Annotated in this window: 12 protein-coding genes; 9 read left to right on the top strand and 3 right to left on the bottom strand. The window is 42.8% G+C overall.

Annotation, left to right across the window (positions count from 1 at the left end; genetic code table 11):
- Positions 1-203: 203 nt before the first annotated feature.
- Complete coding sequence (locus HWQ41_RS28545; RefSeq protein ID WP_292770579.1) at positions 204-1,385, top strand: aldo/keto reductase; 1,182 nt, start codon at positions 204-206, stop codon at positions 1,383-1,385.
- A 262-nt stretch (positions 1,386-1,647) separates the two neighbouring features.
- On the opposite strand, the gene HWQ41_RS28540 is transcribed toward HWQ41_RS28545, so the two are convergent.
- A complete protein-coding gene (locus HWQ41_RS28540; RefSeq protein ID WP_292770578.1) occupies positions 1,648-2,976 on the bottom strand; it encodes a hemolysin family protein in 1,329 nt (442 codons plus the stop codon).
- 240 nt (positions 2,977-3,216) lie between these two features.
- Here HWQ41_RS28540 and mfd point away from each other — a divergent pair, with 240 nt between their 5' ends.
- The 7 genes from mfd (at position 3,217) to HWQ41_RS28505 (ending at position 10,344) form a co-directional block, all read left to right on the top strand.
- A complete protein-coding gene (mfd, locus tag HWQ41_RS28535; RefSeq protein ID WP_292770577.1) occupies positions 3,217-6,882 on the top strand; it encodes a transcription-repair coupling factor in 3,666 nt (1,221 codons plus the stop codon).
- 39 nt (positions 6,883-6,921) lie between these two features.
- Positions 6,922-7,251 carry a DUF433 domain-containing protein gene (locus HWQ41_RS28530; RefSeq protein WP_292770576.1) on the top strand — a complete coding sequence of 110 codons (330 nt, stop codon included), beginning with the start codon at positions 6,922-6,924 and terminating at the stop codon, positions 7,249-7,251.
- Between the two features lie 111 nt (positions 7,252-7,362).
- Positions 7,363-7,623 (top strand): hypothetical protein, encoded by a 261-nt coding sequence (locus HWQ41_RS28525; protein WP_292770574.1) that lies wholly within the window; start codon positions 7,363-7,365, stop codon positions 7,621-7,623.
- Positions 7,624-7,657: 34 nt separating this feature from the next.
- Positions 7,658-8,893, top strand: coding sequence for a DUF4365 domain-containing protein (locus HWQ41_RS28520; RefSeq protein ID WP_292770572.1), 1,236 nt, complete (start codon positions 7,658-7,660; stop codon positions 8,891-8,893).
- A 280-nt stretch (positions 8,894-9,173) separates the two neighbouring features.
- Positions 9,174-9,704 carry a hypothetical protein gene (locus tag HWQ41_RS28515; RefSeq protein ID WP_292770570.1) on the top strand — a complete coding sequence of 177 codons (531 nt, stop codon included), beginning with the start codon at positions 9,174-9,176 and terminating at the stop codon, positions 9,702-9,704.
- A 230-nt stretch (positions 9,705-9,934) separates the two neighbouring features.
- Positions 9,935-10,138 carry a type II toxin-antitoxin system HicB family antitoxin gene (locus HWQ41_RS28510; RefSeq protein WP_104908349.1) on the top strand — a complete coding sequence of 68 codons (204 nt, stop codon included), beginning with the start codon at positions 9,935-9,937 and terminating at the stop codon, positions 10,136-10,138.
- Positions 10,135-10,344, top strand: a complete 210-nt coding sequence (locus HWQ41_RS28505) for a type II toxin-antitoxin system HicA family toxin (RefSeq protein ID WP_104908348.1) — start codon at positions 10,135-10,137, stop codon at positions 10,342-10,344. The genes HWQ41_RS28510 and HWQ41_RS28505 overlap by 4 nt, the downstream gene beginning before the upstream one ends.
- Positions 10,345-10,351: 7 nt before the next feature.
- On the opposite strand, the gene HWQ41_RS28500 is transcribed toward HWQ41_RS28505, so the two are convergent.
- Positions 10,352-10,822, bottom strand: a complete 471-nt coding sequence (locus HWQ41_RS28500; RefSeq protein ID WP_292770568.1) for a DUF29 domain-containing protein — start codon at positions 10,820-10,822, stop codon at positions 10,352-10,354.
- Positions 10,823-10,859: 37 nt separating this feature from the next.
- Complete coding sequence (locus tag HWQ41_RS28495; RefSeq protein WP_292770566.1) at positions 10,860-11,042, bottom strand: hypothetical protein; 183 nt, start codon at positions 11,040-11,042, stop codon at positions 10,860-10,862.
- An 855-nt stretch (positions 11,043-11,897) separates the two neighbouring features.
- On the opposite strand from HWQ41_RS28495, the gene HWQ41_RS28485 reads away from it, so the two are divergent.
- A partial coding sequence (locus HWQ41_RS28485; RefSeq protein ID WP_292770563.1) for a PAS domain S-box protein occupies positions 11,898-16,570 on the top strand: 4,673 nt, incomplete at its 3' end.

Here is a 16,570-nt window from a genome sequence, read left to right as displayed (position 1 = left end):
GAGGAGGAGGCTATGATGTACCTCATCTGATTAGGAAACCCTATAACAGTCGAATAATCAAAAGACCTGACCGATTTAATAATGCGATGAATCTTGCTAGTGTCACAGATTGAACAGAGGTAATTATTGTGGCACTGAAAGCTGGAATGACTGTCGTTTTGAGATTTTAAGTTGGTAAGCAATCCCCAATCCACAATCCACTGATGCTATATAGACGATTTGGACGCACAGAATTACAGATGCCAGTGTTTTCCTGCGGTGGCATGAGATATCAGTTCAAATGGGAGGATGTTCCCAATAATGAAATTCCTGCTGATAACCAGGCGAATCTGGAAGCGACTATTAGAAGGGCAGTTGAGGTTGGGATTAATCATATTGAAACTGCCCGTGGTTATGGCACTTCCGAAATGCAATTGGGGAGAATATTGCCGAAGTTTCCCCGCGAAAAGTTGATTGTTCAGACCAAAGTCAACCCAAGGGCAGATGCAAAAGAATTCCGTGAGACATTTGAACAATCATTGAAAAATCTCCAACTAGATTATGTTGACCTGTTAGGGTTGCACGGCATCAATCATGCTGAGTCATTTGACTATAGCATCCGTCCTGGTGGCTGTTTGGAAGTAGCGCAGCAGTTGCAAGCTGAGGGAAAAGTTAGATTTATTGGCTTTTCCACACACGGATCAACAGATATGATTGTGCAGACAATTAATACCAATCAATTTGATTACGTCAATCTGCACTGGTACTACATTAATCAATGGAATTGGGCGGCAATTGAAGCAGCTAAACGGCAGGATATGGGGGTGTTTATTATTAGTCCATCTAATAAAGGAGGTTTGTTGTATGAACCTCCACAAAAATTAGTAAATCTTTGCGCCCCTTTGAGTCCAATGGTGTTTAATGATTTGTTTTGTTTGAGTCATCAAGAGGTGCATACCCTGAGCTTGGGAGCCGCAAAACCACAAGATTTTGATGAACACTTGAAGACTTTAGAATTAGTAGACCGGGCATCAGAAATTTTGCCACCAATTTTAGCAAGGTTGGAATCAGAAGCGATCGCTACTTTGGGAGAAGATTGGGTAAAATCTTGGCAAACAAATCTACCAACCTTTGACCAAACCCCTGGTGAGGTAAATATTCGGGTGATTTTGTGGCTGCGGAATCTAGCGATCGCCTACGATCTGGTAGACTATGGTAAAATGCGCTACAACCTGCTTGGCAATGGCAGCCACTGGTTTCCCGGTAACAAAGCTGATCGCCTAAACGAATTAAACTTGCGGCAATGTCTCGCCCGCAATCCCCACGCCGATAAAATCCCCCAATTTCTAGAACAAGCCCATCAGTTGTTAGCGGGTGAGGCGGTCAAACGTCTATCTCGCACTTGACAAATTGCATAAATAGGGCATTGGGCATAGTACATGTGAAATAGTAAACAATAGACCTCTTGCAAAAGTCGAACATCCGCCCGAAAATAAATTTTCTTTTCTTATAGCTCAAGTCGTTTTAAACCGACTCATGACAGTAGTTTTAGTCCGTTTCAACGGACTTTTGCTCTAAGAGAGGGACTTGAGTCCCAGGCGGTTCAAGGATTTTCGCAAGAGGTTGAATAATTCTCAATGCCCAATGCCCCATGCCCAATACCTAATACTAGTCAGATTTTTTGCTATCTGCTGATTTACTTGCTTTCGGTATGACTAGCACCTTATCAACGCGGTTACCATCCATATCCATTACTTCAATTCGCATACTTTGCCATTCAAAATAATCTGCTGCGGCCGGAATACGACCTAAATTAGTGATCACAAAACCGCCTAAGGTTTGATAACTGCCGCGTTCATCGGGTTGCCACTCTTCCATACCGAAAAGTTCCAAAAACTCCTCAACAGGCAACATCCCATCCAAAAGCCAGGAACCATCTTCGCGTTGTACAGCTTGTGGTTGATCTTGCCCATCTGTAGAAGGAACATCACCCACGATTTCGCTCATAATGTCGTTGAGAGTGACTAATCCTTGAATCACGCCGTATTCATCGACTACCAGCGCCATGTGAGTGATGGTTTGCTTGAACAATTCCAAAACTTTCAAACCACGGGTGCTTTCTGGCACGAATACGGGCTGTCGCAATCCCACTGTCAAGTCTAGCGGTTCTCCTCGGAAACTCCTGGCTAATAAGTCGGTGACAGGGATAACACCCAGCACATTGTCAAGTCCACCCTGACAAATTGGATACCGAGAATAGGCACTATTAACCATTTTTTGGCGATTTTCTTCGGCAGAGTCGTCTAAGTCTAGCCAGACAATATCTGGACGGGGTGTCATTAAATAGCTGACAGGGCGATCGCCTAAACGAAAGACTCGCTCCACCATATCCTGTTCGGCTTCCTCAAAGGTTCCCGCCTCAGTGCCTTGCTCGATTAAGATTTTAATTTCTTCCTCGGTGACTTGCGGCTCGGTAGAAGCTGTAATTCCCAGTAATCGCAGGATCAAATCGGTAGAAGCGCTTAAGAGAAAGACTACTGGAGAAGCGATCGCCGCCAAGGCTTGCATCGGAATAGCTACAATTGATGCAATCTTTTCTGGGTTGTTTAATGCCAGACGCTTCGGTACCAATTCGCCAACAATCAGTGAAAAATAGGTAATGAGCAAAACCGCTATTCCGAAAGATATCGGTTCACTATAAGGTGCTAACAAGGGGACAAGTCGCACATAGATTGCCAGTCGGTTGGCAATTGTTGCTCCTCCAAAAGCACCAGTCAGGATACCGATCAGGGAAATACCCACTTGAACGGTTGACAGGAAATGATTTGGAGACTCAGCTAGTTTCAGTGCTACCTTTGCCTTGGCATCTCCTTGATTGGCAAGCTGCTGTAGCCTAACTTTCCGTGCTGAGACAATCGCCATCTCAGACATAGAAAACATACCGTTGGCAATAATGAGCACCAAAATGATTAAAATTTCAAAAGTGATGGAGGACATGTTTAAAATTGCCGCTTATCAGAGCGAACGTAGCTCAATCCCTAGTATCTAGTATTAAAGGTGCTTCTATAAATGCTTTGACTGTACACAAAGTAATAGTTATAGTTCTTAAGTTTATTAGTCGCTGTGCATTATTTTTCCACCGAAGGAATAAGAAGGCTGTTAACACTTTTAAAATGGTTGACATAAACTGCCTCAAGATTTTCTGACCCACAAAGACTCCCATCGCTAGTAGTACTTATGTCATTTTCTTCTATTGTGCGTGCCTTAGGCCGATCGCCGCTCACCACTGAATTTATTTCTAAGCTAAACCGACAACAAGAATTGCGGTTAAATGGCATTCCCAGGCTGCCCAAGGCTCTGGTGGCTTCGGCTTTAGCGCAGGCTTCGGGCAAGGATTTGTTCGTGGTTTGCGCCACTCTGGAAGAAGCTGGACGTGTTTACGCACAACTGGAGGCAATGGGATGGCAAACAGTACATTTTTACCCCACCTCCGAGGCTTCTCCCTACGAACCTTTTGACCCGGAAACTGAGATGAGTTGGGGGCAAATGCAGGTATTGGCAGATTTGCTTAAAAGTAAAGAGTCATTGGTCATTAGTCATTTGTCATTAGAAACAGACCAAGGACAAAGGACAAATGACAAAGGACAAATGACAAATATGGCAATTGTGGCTACTCAAGGGGCGCTGCAACCTCATTTGCCACCACCAGCAGCTTTTGGGCAATTCTGTCTTACCCTGAAGCGGGGGATGGATTTAGACTTGAATGCCTTCAGTGAGAAAATAACTATTCTGGGGTACGAAAGAGTGCCTTTGGTGGAAACGGAAGGACAATGGAGCCGGCGGGGCGATATTGTTGATGTATTCCCGGTTTCATCTGAGTTCCCAGTCCGGTTGGAATGGTTTGGCGATGAAATCGAGCAAATGCGGGAATTTGACCCAGCAACCCAACGTTCAGCCCTCGACAAAGTTGATCAGTTAATTCTTACCCCCACTAGCTTTACTCCCGTGGTGATGGCAGCCCTGAAGAATAGTTCTGAGTTAGGAGTTAGGAGTTATGAGTTAAATTCTGACTCGGAACGGGCTAAACGCCCCGCTAACAGCGCTCAGAACTCATCACTGTTGGAGGGTAGTCGTCGCTTTTTGGGGTTAGCGTTCGAGCAACCAGCATCTCTGTTAAACTATTTAGCAGAAAACACCTTGATTGCTATTGATGAGCCAGAACAGTGTCATGCTCATAGCGATCGCTGGGTAGAAAATGCTGAGGAACAATGGGGCATTGGGCATGGGGGAGCCACTGCGTTGGGCGGCTCTGCCGACTTGAAGCAAGTGGCGTCATTGGGCATGGGGCATTGGGAAGAATCTACGCCCACTCCCCACTCCCTACTCCCTACTCCCCATTCATTACCTAAGATTCACCGTTCTTTTGATGAGTGTTTGGTTGATGTTACCAAGTTTAAAACATTATATTTATCGGAACTGTCAGAGGAAAATAGTGGGATCAATCTGGCCTGCCGACCTGTTCCAGTCATGCCGCACCAGTTTGCTAAACTAGCTGAGACTATCCGCCAAGAACGCGAGCGCAATTTCTCGATCTGGCTGCTTTCTGCTCAACCTTCGCGTTCCGTCTCGCTTTTGCAAGAACATGATTGTCCGGCTCAGTTTATCCCCAATCCCCGCGACTACCTAGCGATCGATAAGCTCCAAATCAACCATACTCCCATAGCCCTAAAATATTCTGGTCTGGCGGAACTAGAAGGTTTTATCCTGCCTACGTACCGTTTGGTAATCGTTACAGATCGGGAATTTTTTGGGCAGCATTCCTTGGCGACTCCCGGCTATATCCGCAAGCGTCACAAAGCTACTTCTAAACAAGTTGATCCTAATAAGCTGCGTCCAGGGGATTATGTAGTTCACAGAAATCATGGTGTTGGCAAATTTGTCAAGCTGGAAAGTTTGACGATTAATCACGAAACCCGTGATTATTTAGCGGTGCAGTATGCTGACGGATTACTCAGAGTCGCAGCCGATCAAGTCGGTGCTTTATCTCGGTTTCGCGCCGCAGGTGATAAAGCACCGGAACTCAACCGGATGACTGGGAAAGCTTGGGAAAATACCAAGAATAAAGTCCGCAAAGCGATAAAAAAATTGGCGGTGGACTTGTTGAAACTGTATGCAGCGCGATCGCAACAACAAGGTTTTAGCTTTCCCAGTGATATGCCTTGGCAGGAGGAATTGGAAGATTCTTTCCCCTACCAACCCACAACGGATCAACTCAAAGCTGTCCAAGATGTAAAACGAGACATGGAAAGCGATCGCCCAATGGATCGCTTAGTTTGTGGCGATGTCGGTTTTGGAAAAACGGAAGTGGCGATTCGTGCTATTTTCAAAGCAGTCACCGCCGGTAAACAAGTGGCACTCCTTGCGCCGACGACTATTTTAACACAGCAGCATTACCATACACTCAAAGAACGTTTTGCTCCCTACCCCGTCAATGTCGGTTTACTCAACCGTTTTCGTTCGGCTGAAGAACGCCGCGATATTCAAAAGCGATTGGCAACGGGTGAATTAGATGTAGTGGTTGGTACACACCAACTTTTAGGTAAAGGCGTAACATTCCGGGATTTAGGGCTGTTGGTAGTGGATGAAGAACAGCGATTTGGGGTAAACCAGAAAGAGAAAATTAAAAGCCTGAAAACTCAGGTGGACGTGCTTACCCTCTCAGCCACTCCCATTCCCCGGACTTTGTATATGTCCTTGTCGGGAATTCGGGAAATGAGTTTAATTACCACACCACCCCCAACCAGACGCGCGATTAAAACCCATCTATCACCGATTAATTCCGAAAGTATCCGCACTGCGATTCGTCAAGAATTAGACAGAGGTGGACAGGTGTTTTATGTAGTTCCACGAGTGGACGGAATTGAAGAGACAACAGCCAATTTACGAGAAGTGATACCGGGGGCTAGGTTTGCGATCGCTCACGGTCAAATGGATGAAAGCGAGTTAGAATCAACCATGCTCACCTTCAGTAATGGCGACGCAGACATCCTTGTTTGTACGACAATTATTGAATCTGGCTTAGATATTCCGCGAGTCAACACCATCTTAATTGAAGATGCTCATCGCTTTGGATTGGCACAGCTGTATCAATTACGCGGTCGTGTGGGACGTGCAGGTATACAAGCTCATGCTTGGCTATTTTATCCGAAGCAACGGACGTTATCTGATGCGGCACGGCAACGATTACGAGCAATTCAGGAATTTACTCAGCTAGGTTCTGGGTATCAACTAGCGATGCGCGATATGGAAATCAGGGGTGTAGGTAACTTGCTAGGTGCAGAACAATCCGGTCAAATGGATGCCATCGGTTTTGATTTATACATGGAAATGCTGGAAGAAGCAATTCGGGAAATTCGAGGACAAGAAATTCCGCAAGTGGAGGATACCCAGATTGATCTCAACCTTACAGCATTTATCCCAGCAGATTACATTACCGATTTGGATCAAAAGATGAGTGCTTATCGGGCGGTGGCGACAGCTAAATCTAAATCAGAATTAAAGCTAATTGCAGCCGAATGGAGCGATCGCTATGGTAGTTTACCAGTACCTGCAAATCAACTTTTGCGAGTCATGGAACTCAAACAGCTAGCGAAAAAAATCGGATTTAGTCGGATTAAACCAGAACAAAAGCAGCACGTTGTTTTAGAAACTCCAATGGAAGAACCCGCTTGGAATTTATTGGCGGCGAATTTACCAGAAAATCTCAAGACGCGCTTTGTCTATTCTCCTGGGAAAGTTACGGTGCGGGGTTTAGGAGTTTTTAAAGCAGATCAACAATTGCAAAGTCTAATTGATGCTTTCGGAAGAATGCAGGGTGCAATTCCAGAGGCGGCTATTGTTTGAGTGGTAGTCTAACTTTATAGGTAGAGTCAAAACAAATCTATGTCAGTTGTAACAGCTAAATCTTACATAGAATATCGTCAAGATGCTTATTGGGTTGCAGGAACTCGGATTTCCCTGGACTCGATTGTTTATGCTTTCCAAAAAGGATTATCGCCTGAAAGCATTGTTAATTCTTTTCCGTTACTGACACTTGAACAAGTTTATGGAGCGATCGCGTTTTATCTAGCCAATCGTGCTGATATTGATGCTTATCTAAAAGCCGAATCAGCAGCATTTGATACTATGCCTCAACCACTACAAACCGCCGATCCTGCTTTGTATAACAAGCTCATGGCAGCCAAGGCAGCAAGACAACAGGTAGAATCGTGAATGTTAGCTACCAAGCCGATGCTGATTTGAATCAAGCGATCGTTACGGGAATTCTGCGACAAGAACCCACCATTGACTTCCAAACGAACCTAACCTATACAGGATAACCAAGTGAGTATTAATCTTGATTTGCCGCCAGAGCTAGAAAATGAGCTTTTTACTGAAGCTTCTCGGCTAAACCTTCCTGTTTCTGAATACATTCTTCGGATTCTTTCTTTGAGGCAGGTTTTAGCAAATCCACCAAGGACAGGAGCCGAACTCGTTGCTTATTGGCAGAGCGAAGGTGTGATAAACTCACGACCTGATATTACAGATAGTCAAGCATACGCTCGCAAGTTACGCCATGAGGCTCAAACTCGTGAGCTACAATAGTTAAATATAAAAAGTTTGTCAAAGTTAATTTAATATGAAAGCTGATTCAAAATCACATACAGGAAGAATCGGTGTTGCTGGGACAGAACTAATTTTCAACAGATTAGGTTGGATATTTCGTGAGCAACCAATAGAGGATTATGGCATTGATGCTCATGTTGAAATAGTTGAAAATGATAAAGCAACAGGCAAACTAATTGCATTACAGATAAAATGTGGTGATAGTTGGTTTAAAGAGACAACAGAGAATGAAATTGTTTTTCGTGGTAAAGCAAAACATTTAGAATATTGGCAACAACATTCATTACCAGTCCTAGTCATTCTATATAATGACCAAGAGGGTTATGCATATTGGCAAGTAGTTAATAAAAACACCGTTCAAAAGACTGTTAAAGATTGGAAACTACTAATTCCACTTGAACAGAAGGTTGATGAAAGTTCCAAAACAGAAATTGAAAAGTTTAGCAAAAAATTAACTCCTGCTAGTGACTATACTATTCTCTCTCTGCGTGATGTTAGTCATGGACTAGCAAAAAGATATTCAGCCAATATACTTTTAAGCAAAGAATTTACAAAATCTGAAATTACTCGGATCATAAAGGATGTTACTACTGAGTTGATAACTAGGCAATACTATAGAAACAAAGAAGCAAAACAGCATTGGAAAGGAAAAAATACTCATATAATTTGGCTATTCTTATATTTATCGCTAGACGATGTAAGTAGGACAACTTGGATATGTAGAACTCAATGGATTAGTAAAGAGCTACCTCCTGAGTATTCACCCATGAGGCTAGATGGTGAATTGATTGATGGTGAAATAATTGTCGATTGGAACGAAAATTACAGAGATATCTCAACGCTATTAAGCTCTTATGAGGTAACTAAAGAAGATTATTTAGATTCGATGCTCGATATTTTGGAGCTTGTAAAATATGTTGTTGACCAAATCAGTGATTTGATAACTCAATACGATTCAGGAAAATTAGATGAATCGAGATATATAAGCCTCATGGTAAAGTTGGAGTCAGAATTAACCAAACTTTATTTTGAGGGAACTGATGTAGGTACATCTCCTACAGAATGTAAAGACCTCAGTCAACAATTCCAAAGCTTAATATCTATCGCGCATAATATTGTTTTACCTAACTCGGAAATAGGTTTGAAAACTTGGGAAAAAGATAATAGAGAATATCTAGTTCGTCAGGCTATGAAAGATTATCATAAAGTCCTATTAAAACTTCAATTTGAACTCGAAAAAGTCAACTAGTATAAATCAATCACTTCACCCTAGATTAGGTTGACAGCAGTGATACCTAGACTTGTTGCTGCTCAAACTCTACTACTTCTACTATTTCAGAGATTGCTATGGTAGTTGATCAGTACCTGCAAATCAACTTTTACGAGTCATGGAACTCAAACAGTTAGCAAAAAAACTCGGATTTAGCCGCAATCTGTATTTTGAGGTGACACTTTATACTATAAACAATACAATGAACTTATACTAAATTAGCTTGATTTAAAGTCGTATGGGTTATTTGGCAACAAAATTGAGTACAATTCCCTCGAAAGGATTTAGTTGGTACATCTTCTTTTTACTTGACAAATGGAGTGATCCATTGAGAGATGAAGTAGAGAAGAATTTTAGCCAATTTGCTGCTGAAGTTGGTTCTGATTGCTTGGCAGTGCAAGGGACAGATCGAGTTACTTTCTATAATCAAATACTGGATAGCGAACTCATGAAGCTTACCCTAAAAGGAGAACGTCCACCACTACCAGCACTTATAGTTTCTAACTACTCTCCTGGAAATATGGATGACAGTAGAGGAATTAAAGATATGAGCAATGCTCAGTTGATGATTTTTCCACTTGCTGCAAAATATATTAGGCCAGGTTCCATCACCGAATTTCTTAAAGACCTTGCAACAACTCTTAAAGATGGTTCTCCAGAGGAACTTCAAACTAAAGAAGAAATCCAGAAAAAATGGAGTTGGCTAATTAAGTACTTTGAACTGAAACCGTCTTTTTTTGGCTTTGTTCAAGTAAATGTCAACCAGATACTTGAAGATTTATTCCAATAAACTAGGAAAAAAACTACGTTCTTCTTGACCATAATTTGTTTTTGCGCTAGTAAACCTAACAACCTAACAACCTAACACTTGCTTCTACTAAAACTTTACTACTTCGGCTATGGAGAGCGATCGCAGAAGCATCTGTTGTTTGAACCGTAGCAATATTAATTTGAGTAGCCACAGTTGAGAGCAAACAGGTATGGTTGTTAGCATATTATAAAACCTAAGTTAACAAGTCTATGAAAATCAGAGCAATTATTCATCCAGCAGAAGAAGGCGGCTATTGGGCAGAAGTTCCCGCACTTCCCGGTTGTATTACCGAAGGAGATACCATAGAAGAGGTAATGGCTAATTTAAAGGATGCTATTGAAGGTTGGCTTGAAGTTGCTAATAGTCGTAATGCAATTGAGTCAACAGATCAAGTTGTTGAAATTGCTGTATGAAATCGATTTCTGGCAAGCAACTTTGTAAGATTGTGGAGCAAAAAGGTTGGGTTTTGCAAAGAATTACTGGCAGTCATCATATTTATGAAAACCCGGAAGTAGAAAAAATCCTGTCAATTCCTGTTCACCGCAATCAAGATTTGAAAGTTGGAACCTTGAAAGCCTTGATGAAAATAGCCCAGCTATCTGAAGAAGATTTACTTTAATTTCAAATTACTGCTCTGATTCATCCACTAACTTGCTTGGTTCACCGGGGTAGAAGTCATAGTCCAGAATCTCTGGCAAACTGTAAGGACACTCTACCGGAAAAGTACGCTTGGGCAAATCTGTTTCTCCAACAGCTAATTCGACACCTTTAAGGTAGGCTTTACGAAGTGCTTGTTCAAGGTAGGGCTTTAAGCTAGGATTGTCTTCAAGCAGTTCAGCAATATCTAAGCGTTGAATCCGAAGTGTTGCTAACCAACTACGGCTACGGCGCCCTGACTGGTACTGCCATTTTAGTAAATGTCCAATCAAGACACTCAGACGGTTTCGCAGTTCTTGACGTTGCTGTTTACCCAAAGATTGAATCTCCTCAATCAGATTTTGCCGATCAATCTGACTCCACTGCTCATTGCGAAGTAAAGTTACTTGTTCCTCTGTCCAAGCGTAAAAATCAGTTTCATAGAGGCTTGGTGAAGGCATTGCTATCTTTGGGTTTGTTTCAGGTACACCCATTAGGTTAGTTCAACCTCAACGTCTTTGCTTTTATTGTAGAACTGTCTCCAATCGAGGTGATCAATAAGACGACAAAGGTGTTTGCACAACCGGGGTCTAAGATTTCGGTTGGAGCGATCGCGATTATGTAAGTATTATCTATAGGCGATCGCTTTGTTAAATTCAGCCCGTGGCGAATGTTGATCAACTAGATGCAAGGGTAGGTTGATGACAGGAAATCCAACACTTGCTGCTCAAACTTTACTACTTCGGCTATTGAGAGCGATCGCTATGGTACTTTACCGATGCCTGCAAATCAACTTTTGCGAGTCATGCAACTCAAACAGCTAATAGTTATTTATTTGTCTATATGCTTTCGGTTTATACTTAAGTTTATACTATTTTTGAATCTTATTTACTGGTGTATTAATTAAATCATCCTAATTTGTGATCATGCCAATGATTTTTTCTCACTCGTGAGAAATCCGGGATTCATGGGTAGTGAATGCTAAACCGTGGACACGTATAGTTCGTGACAAGCTTCTTGAGAGCCATGTTCTTGTCACAGACAGAGCGATTGTAGAAGCTGTAGTTCAACTTGAACCGAGAACGTTCTTGAACATCGGGTGTGGTAAAGGGTGGTTGTGCCGTGAACTCTGGTGTCGCGGGTTTAATGGCTGGGGAGTTGATGCCATTACCAATCTGATCGAATCAGCACGGTGTATGGGCGATGTCCGCTTTATTGTATCTTCGTACTCCGAATCTTCCGTCACAGAGATTTGGCAGTATTAATCGGTTCTGCGGCTTCATCTGCAACTTTTACATACACCCTGCGCCGAAGTATGGTGGTAAGAGACGATGATTTTATTTACAGCAACGGACAAGAAGGTTAGGACATTAACTGATGATAAAACCTATATACAAACAGACTTTCAACCCAGTCCCCAGTAAAGAGTCCCCAGTCCCCTGCTATACAATCTTGTAACAGAGTTCTGCTTTCTGATTTAATGTTCAGTTTGATTCAATAATTTATTCCTGATTGACAATTAACTTAGTAACTGATATGGATGCTCAAAAAATAAAAATTTTATTAGTTGATGATAAGCTAGAGAATTTACATTTTTTATCAGACATCCTTCAACACCAAGGTTATCAGGTGCAAAGTGCCATTTCTGGACAATTGGCAATCAACACGGCGCTGGCTTCTCCCCCTGATTTGATTTTGCTAGACGTTCTCATGTCAGAGATGGATGGTTATGAACTTTGTCAACATTTGAAAGCGAACCAGAAAACTCAAGAGATTCCGATAATTTTTTTCGGTGTTTTAGATGAATTATCTGAAAAAACAAACGTCTTTGATTTAGGCGATGTTGACTATATTACTCAACCATTCCAAACTAAAGAAGTTTTATTACGCATCCAAAATCAACTCACTCTCCAAAGGCTAAAAAAACAGTTAAAAGAACAAAATACCCAACTGCAAGAGGAGATTAAAGAGCGTCAACGGGTTGCTGTTGAGTTAAATATTCGGAACAAACAAATAGAAGAGATTTTCAAAGAAATTCCCGTTAGCATTGGCAAAACCTCTTGTAGAGAAGTTTACCAAAGCGATGGCTGCGCCAACGCCAAGGGCGAACGCCACGCCAAAGCCGCTCTGAAAAAGAGTGAAAGTCAGTATCGCCACCTAGTAGAGACATCCCAGGATATGATCTGGTCGGTGGATATTGATGGACTAATTACCTTTGTCAACCCAGCAGTCAAGCAGATTTATGGCTACGAACCCCAGGAAATGATCGAGCGTGTCTTGACTGATTTCATCTCGCCGACACAAGTTGCTCAAGATAAAGTAGCCTTTGAGCGGGTTTTTCAGGGAAAGCCGATCTTTCAGCATGAAACTACCTGTGTAGCTAAAGATGGTACCTTACTTTATCTAATGTTTAATGCGATCGCCTTACGCGATGAAGAGGGTCTAGTTATAGGTATGACAGGCACTGCTAGTAATATTACACAGCGTCGAGGAGTAGAAAAATTACTCCAAGAAAGCGCGATTAAGCTCCGCAATCATAACCTCGTGCTAACCCAACTGGCACAAAATCAGACGCTTTATCAGGGTGACTTGAAAGCAGCTTTGAGTAAAATCACAGAAACAGCTGTCAAAAATATTGGAGTGGAAAGAACCAGTATCTGGCTGTATGACGAAACAGGCATGAAAATCCAGTGTTTTGACCGATTTGAGTCCAGTCGCAATCAACATAGCGAAGGATTTTCCTTGGCAGCGGCAGACTATCCAGCTTATTTTGCAGCTTTGCAGCAAGATCAACCAATCGCCGCAGATGATGCCCGTACCGATCCCAGAACTAGAGAATTTTCTGCATCTTACTCAAGATTAAACATCACCTCTATACTCGATACACCCATTAGGCTGGAGGGTAAGACCGTAGGAGTTTTATGTATAGAGGCAGTGGGAGTTACTCATCATTGGACGCTAGAAGACCAAAATTTCGCTCGCTCTCTGGGCAATTTAGTATCCTTGGTGTTGGAGGCAAAAGAACGTCAACGCGCAGAAGCAGCGCGACGGGCTTCTGAAGAAAAGTTAGCATCAGCTTTTCGGTCATCTCCTGACCCAATTGCCTTAATTACTGTTCGCAACAAACGCTACATCGAAGTTAACGACAGCTTTTGTCGGTTTTTTGGTTATTCTCGTTCTCAGGTCATCGATCGCACCGATCAAGAATTGAATATTTGGCCGAATCCAGAAGATTATAATTTCCTCGCCCACACGCTACAACAAACTAAAGCCATCCGCAACTATGAGGTTGATGTCTGCACTTCAACAGGAGAAATTAGGACGACACTCTTTAGTGCGGAAATGATCGAGATTGATGGACAATGGTACGTACTGGGCACAGCGAAAGACATTACTGAACGCAAGCAGGCAGAAAATGAAAGCCGTTTACTACTGTTGACAACCCAAGCAATCACTCGCGCCAGTGATGTCAATAGCGCCTTAGTAGTGGTCTTGCGCTTAATTTGTCACACCATTGGCTGGGATTTTGGTGAAGCATGGATACCTAATGAAGATAATACTGTTTTAGAACACAGTCTGGGCTGGTATCCAGAGCAGAGCAGTTTAGAAGAATTCTGCCGCCAAAGCCAAACTGTGAAATTTGCTCTGGGAGTGGGACTAGCAGGAAGAGTTTGGCAAAGCCATGAGCCAGAATGGATAGAAGATGTTTCTCAAGTTATACAACCAGTTTTTTCGCGTAGGCGTAGCCCGCCGCAGGCATCGCAACAAGCAAAAAAGGTAGGATTAAAAGCTAGTTTTGGTGTTCCCATACTGGCTGGAAACCAAGTATTAGCTGTTTTAGTGTTTTTTAAACGTAGCTCAGTATTGGTAGATAGACGTTTGCTCTTGCTAGTAAGTGCTGTTGCTGCTCAGTTAGGTGGGTTGATTGAGCGCAAAACCCTAGAACAAAAACTAGCACTCAGAGAAGCTCGCCTCAATGCCTTTTTTAGCAGTGCTCCCGTTGGCATGAACATTGTAGATAACCAGCTGCGGTTTGTGCAAATCAACCAACTGCTGGCAGAGATTAATGGACTACCTCAGCAAGATCATATTGGCAAGACCATCCATCAAGTCTTACCCCACATCGCCCCCTTAGTGGAACCAATTTATCAACAGGTTCTGTTGACTGGTCAACCCATTCTCAATCAAGAATTAAGCGGCGCATCAATTAAACAACCAGATATTATCCGCCACTTCTTAGCTTCTTATTTTCCAATTCCTGGTGAGGACGATCGCCCCTCTGGTGTCGGCACAGTTTTAGTAGAAATTAGCGAACTGCAAGCAGCGCTGCGCGAACGCAAACGCGTCGAACAAGAACTGCGTTTAGCCAACGAACGCCTACAATATCTGCTCACCTCTAGCCCTGTGGTCATTTATAGCAGCAAAACATCAGAGGATTTTAGCACTACCTTTATCAGTGAGAACGTTAAAGCAATGGTGGGCTACGAAGCGCGGGAATTTATCGAGGATTCCAGTTTCTGGCTCGATCACGTCCACCCACAAGATATTGAATTCATCTCGGACAAATTTCAGCAGCTTGTTGAGCAGGAGTACATCTCCTACGAATATCGGTGGTTACACGCTGACGGAACTTATCACTGGTTCTACGAAAAGATGAGGTTAATCCGTGACGAAGCTGATTACCCTATCGAATGCGTTGGTTATTGGGCAGACATTAACGATCGCAAATTAGCAGAATTAGCTTTACAGTCAGGTCAACAGCGATATCAACTTTTAGCAGAAGCCTCACCAGCTTGTATATTTCACGCAGATATAGATGGCAATGTCTTATATTTTAATCAACGCTGGAGTGAGATTACTGGATACAGTTTAGAAGAGTCTCTCTTAACAGGTTGGGTAAATGCCGTACATCCAGACGACCGTGAGCAGATGTTTTTGGTATGGGATCAAGCCAGAGCCGCCAAAAAAATGTATAAGAACGAACATCGCTTCTTGCGTGATCAGAGTACGGTCGTCTGGGTAATTTGTCAGGCTTTGCCAGAATTTGGCGATGATGGAGAAATTAAAGGTTACATCGGTACAATTACAGATATTACCGAGAGAAAATTGGCAGAAGAAGCCTTGCGTGAGAGTGCAGAACGGGAAAGAGCGATCGCCCAAGTAATTCAAAGGATGCGCCAAACACTGGATTTAGATACTATATTTGCGGCTACAACCCAAGAATTACGGCAAGTACTCAACTGCGATCGGGTTGTTGTCTATCGTTTCAATCCCCACTGGAGTGGCGAATTTGTCTCTGAGTCGGTGGGCAATGGTTGGATTTCTCTGATCGAAGAACACAACAATGACCCTCATCTCACAGAAGGTGTCTTACAAGACGGCCGTTGCCTAGCAAAAATTTTGGATATCGCGGATAACCAGGTGGAAGATCCTGATCAGCAAGCAACCCCAGGTGCAAGTTTCCTCTGTGTTCCAGACATTTACAACGCTGGGTTTCATCCTGCTTATATCAACCTCTTAGAGCGCTTTCAGGCCAAAGCCTACATTCTTGTCCCCATTTTATATGGTAGTCAGCTTTGGGGATTACTGGTGAGTTATCAAAATTCCGCTCCCCGCCAATGGAAACCAGGAGAAATCAACATCGTAGTTCAAATTGGTAATCAGTTGGGTGTTGCTTTACAGCAGGCACAATTGCTGGCGCAAACCCAAAGGCAGTCACAAGCATTGCAAGAAGCTGTGATCATTGCTGATGCTGCCAACCGCGCCAAAAGTGAATTCCTCGCCAACATGAGCCACGAACTACGTACCCCACTCAACGCCATCCTCGGTTTTACCCAAGTCATGAGCCATGATCATACTTTATCCACTGAACATCAGCAAAACCTAATAATCATCAATCGTGCTGGCGAACATCTTCTCAACTTAATCAACGACATTTTGGAAATGTCTAAAATCGAAGCCGGCAGAATAACATTAAATCTCAACAGTTTTGACTTAATTCGCCTCTTGGAAAACCTCGAAGAGATGTTGCGCTTCCGCGCCACCTCCAAAGGATTAGAATTGGTATTTGAATATACATCTAACCTCCCCCAATACATCCAAGTTGACGAAAGTAAACTGCGTCAAGTGTTGCTTAACCTCTTGGGAAATGCAATCAAATTTACCGATAATGGAAGGGTGACGCTGCGTGTAGTGATGGGGCATGGGGA

The organism is Nostoc sp. NOS(2021) (genome assembly GCF_017115025.1).
Classification (GTDB): domain Bacteria; phylum Cyanobacteriota; class Cyanobacteriia; order Cyanobacteriales; family Nostocaceae; genus Nostoc.
Note: the sequence above shows the minus strand (reverse complement) of the source record. Positions and strands in the feature narration are given on the sequence as shown.

Bases quoted from the DNA above. Each gene is read 5' to 3' on its own strand.
- mfd (WP_292770577.1), top strand. From the start codon at position 3,217: ATGTCATTTTCTTCTATTGTGCGTGCCTTAGGCCGATCGCCGCTCACC.
- HWQ41_RS28545 (WP_292770579.1), top strand. From the start codon at position 204: ATGCTATATAGACGATTTGGACGCACAGAATTACAGATGCCAGTGTTT.
- HWQ41_RS28520 (WP_292770572.1), top strand. From the start codon at position 7,658: ATGAAAGCTGATTCAAAATCACATACAGGAAGAATCGGTGTTGCTGGG.
- HWQ41_RS28500 (WP_292770568.1), bottom strand. From the start codon at position 10,822: ATGCCTTCACCAAGCCTCTATGAAACTGATTTTTACGCTTGGACAGAG.
- HWQ41_RS28540 (WP_292770578.1), bottom strand. From the start codon at position 2,976: ATGTCCTCCATCACTTTTGAAATTTTAATCATTTTGGTGCTCATTATT.
- HWQ41_RS28530 (WP_292770576.1), top strand. From the start codon at position 6,922: ATGTCAGTTGTAACAGCTAAATCTTACATAGAATATCGTCAAGATGCT.
- HWQ41_RS28505 (WP_104908348.1), top strand. From the start codon at position 10,135: ATGAAATCGATTTCTGGCAAGCAACTTTGTAAGATTGTGGAGCAAAAA.
- HWQ41_RS28510 (WP_104908349.1), top strand. From the start codon at position 9,935: ATGAAAATCAGAGCAATTATTCATCCAGCAGAAGAAGGCGGCTATTGG.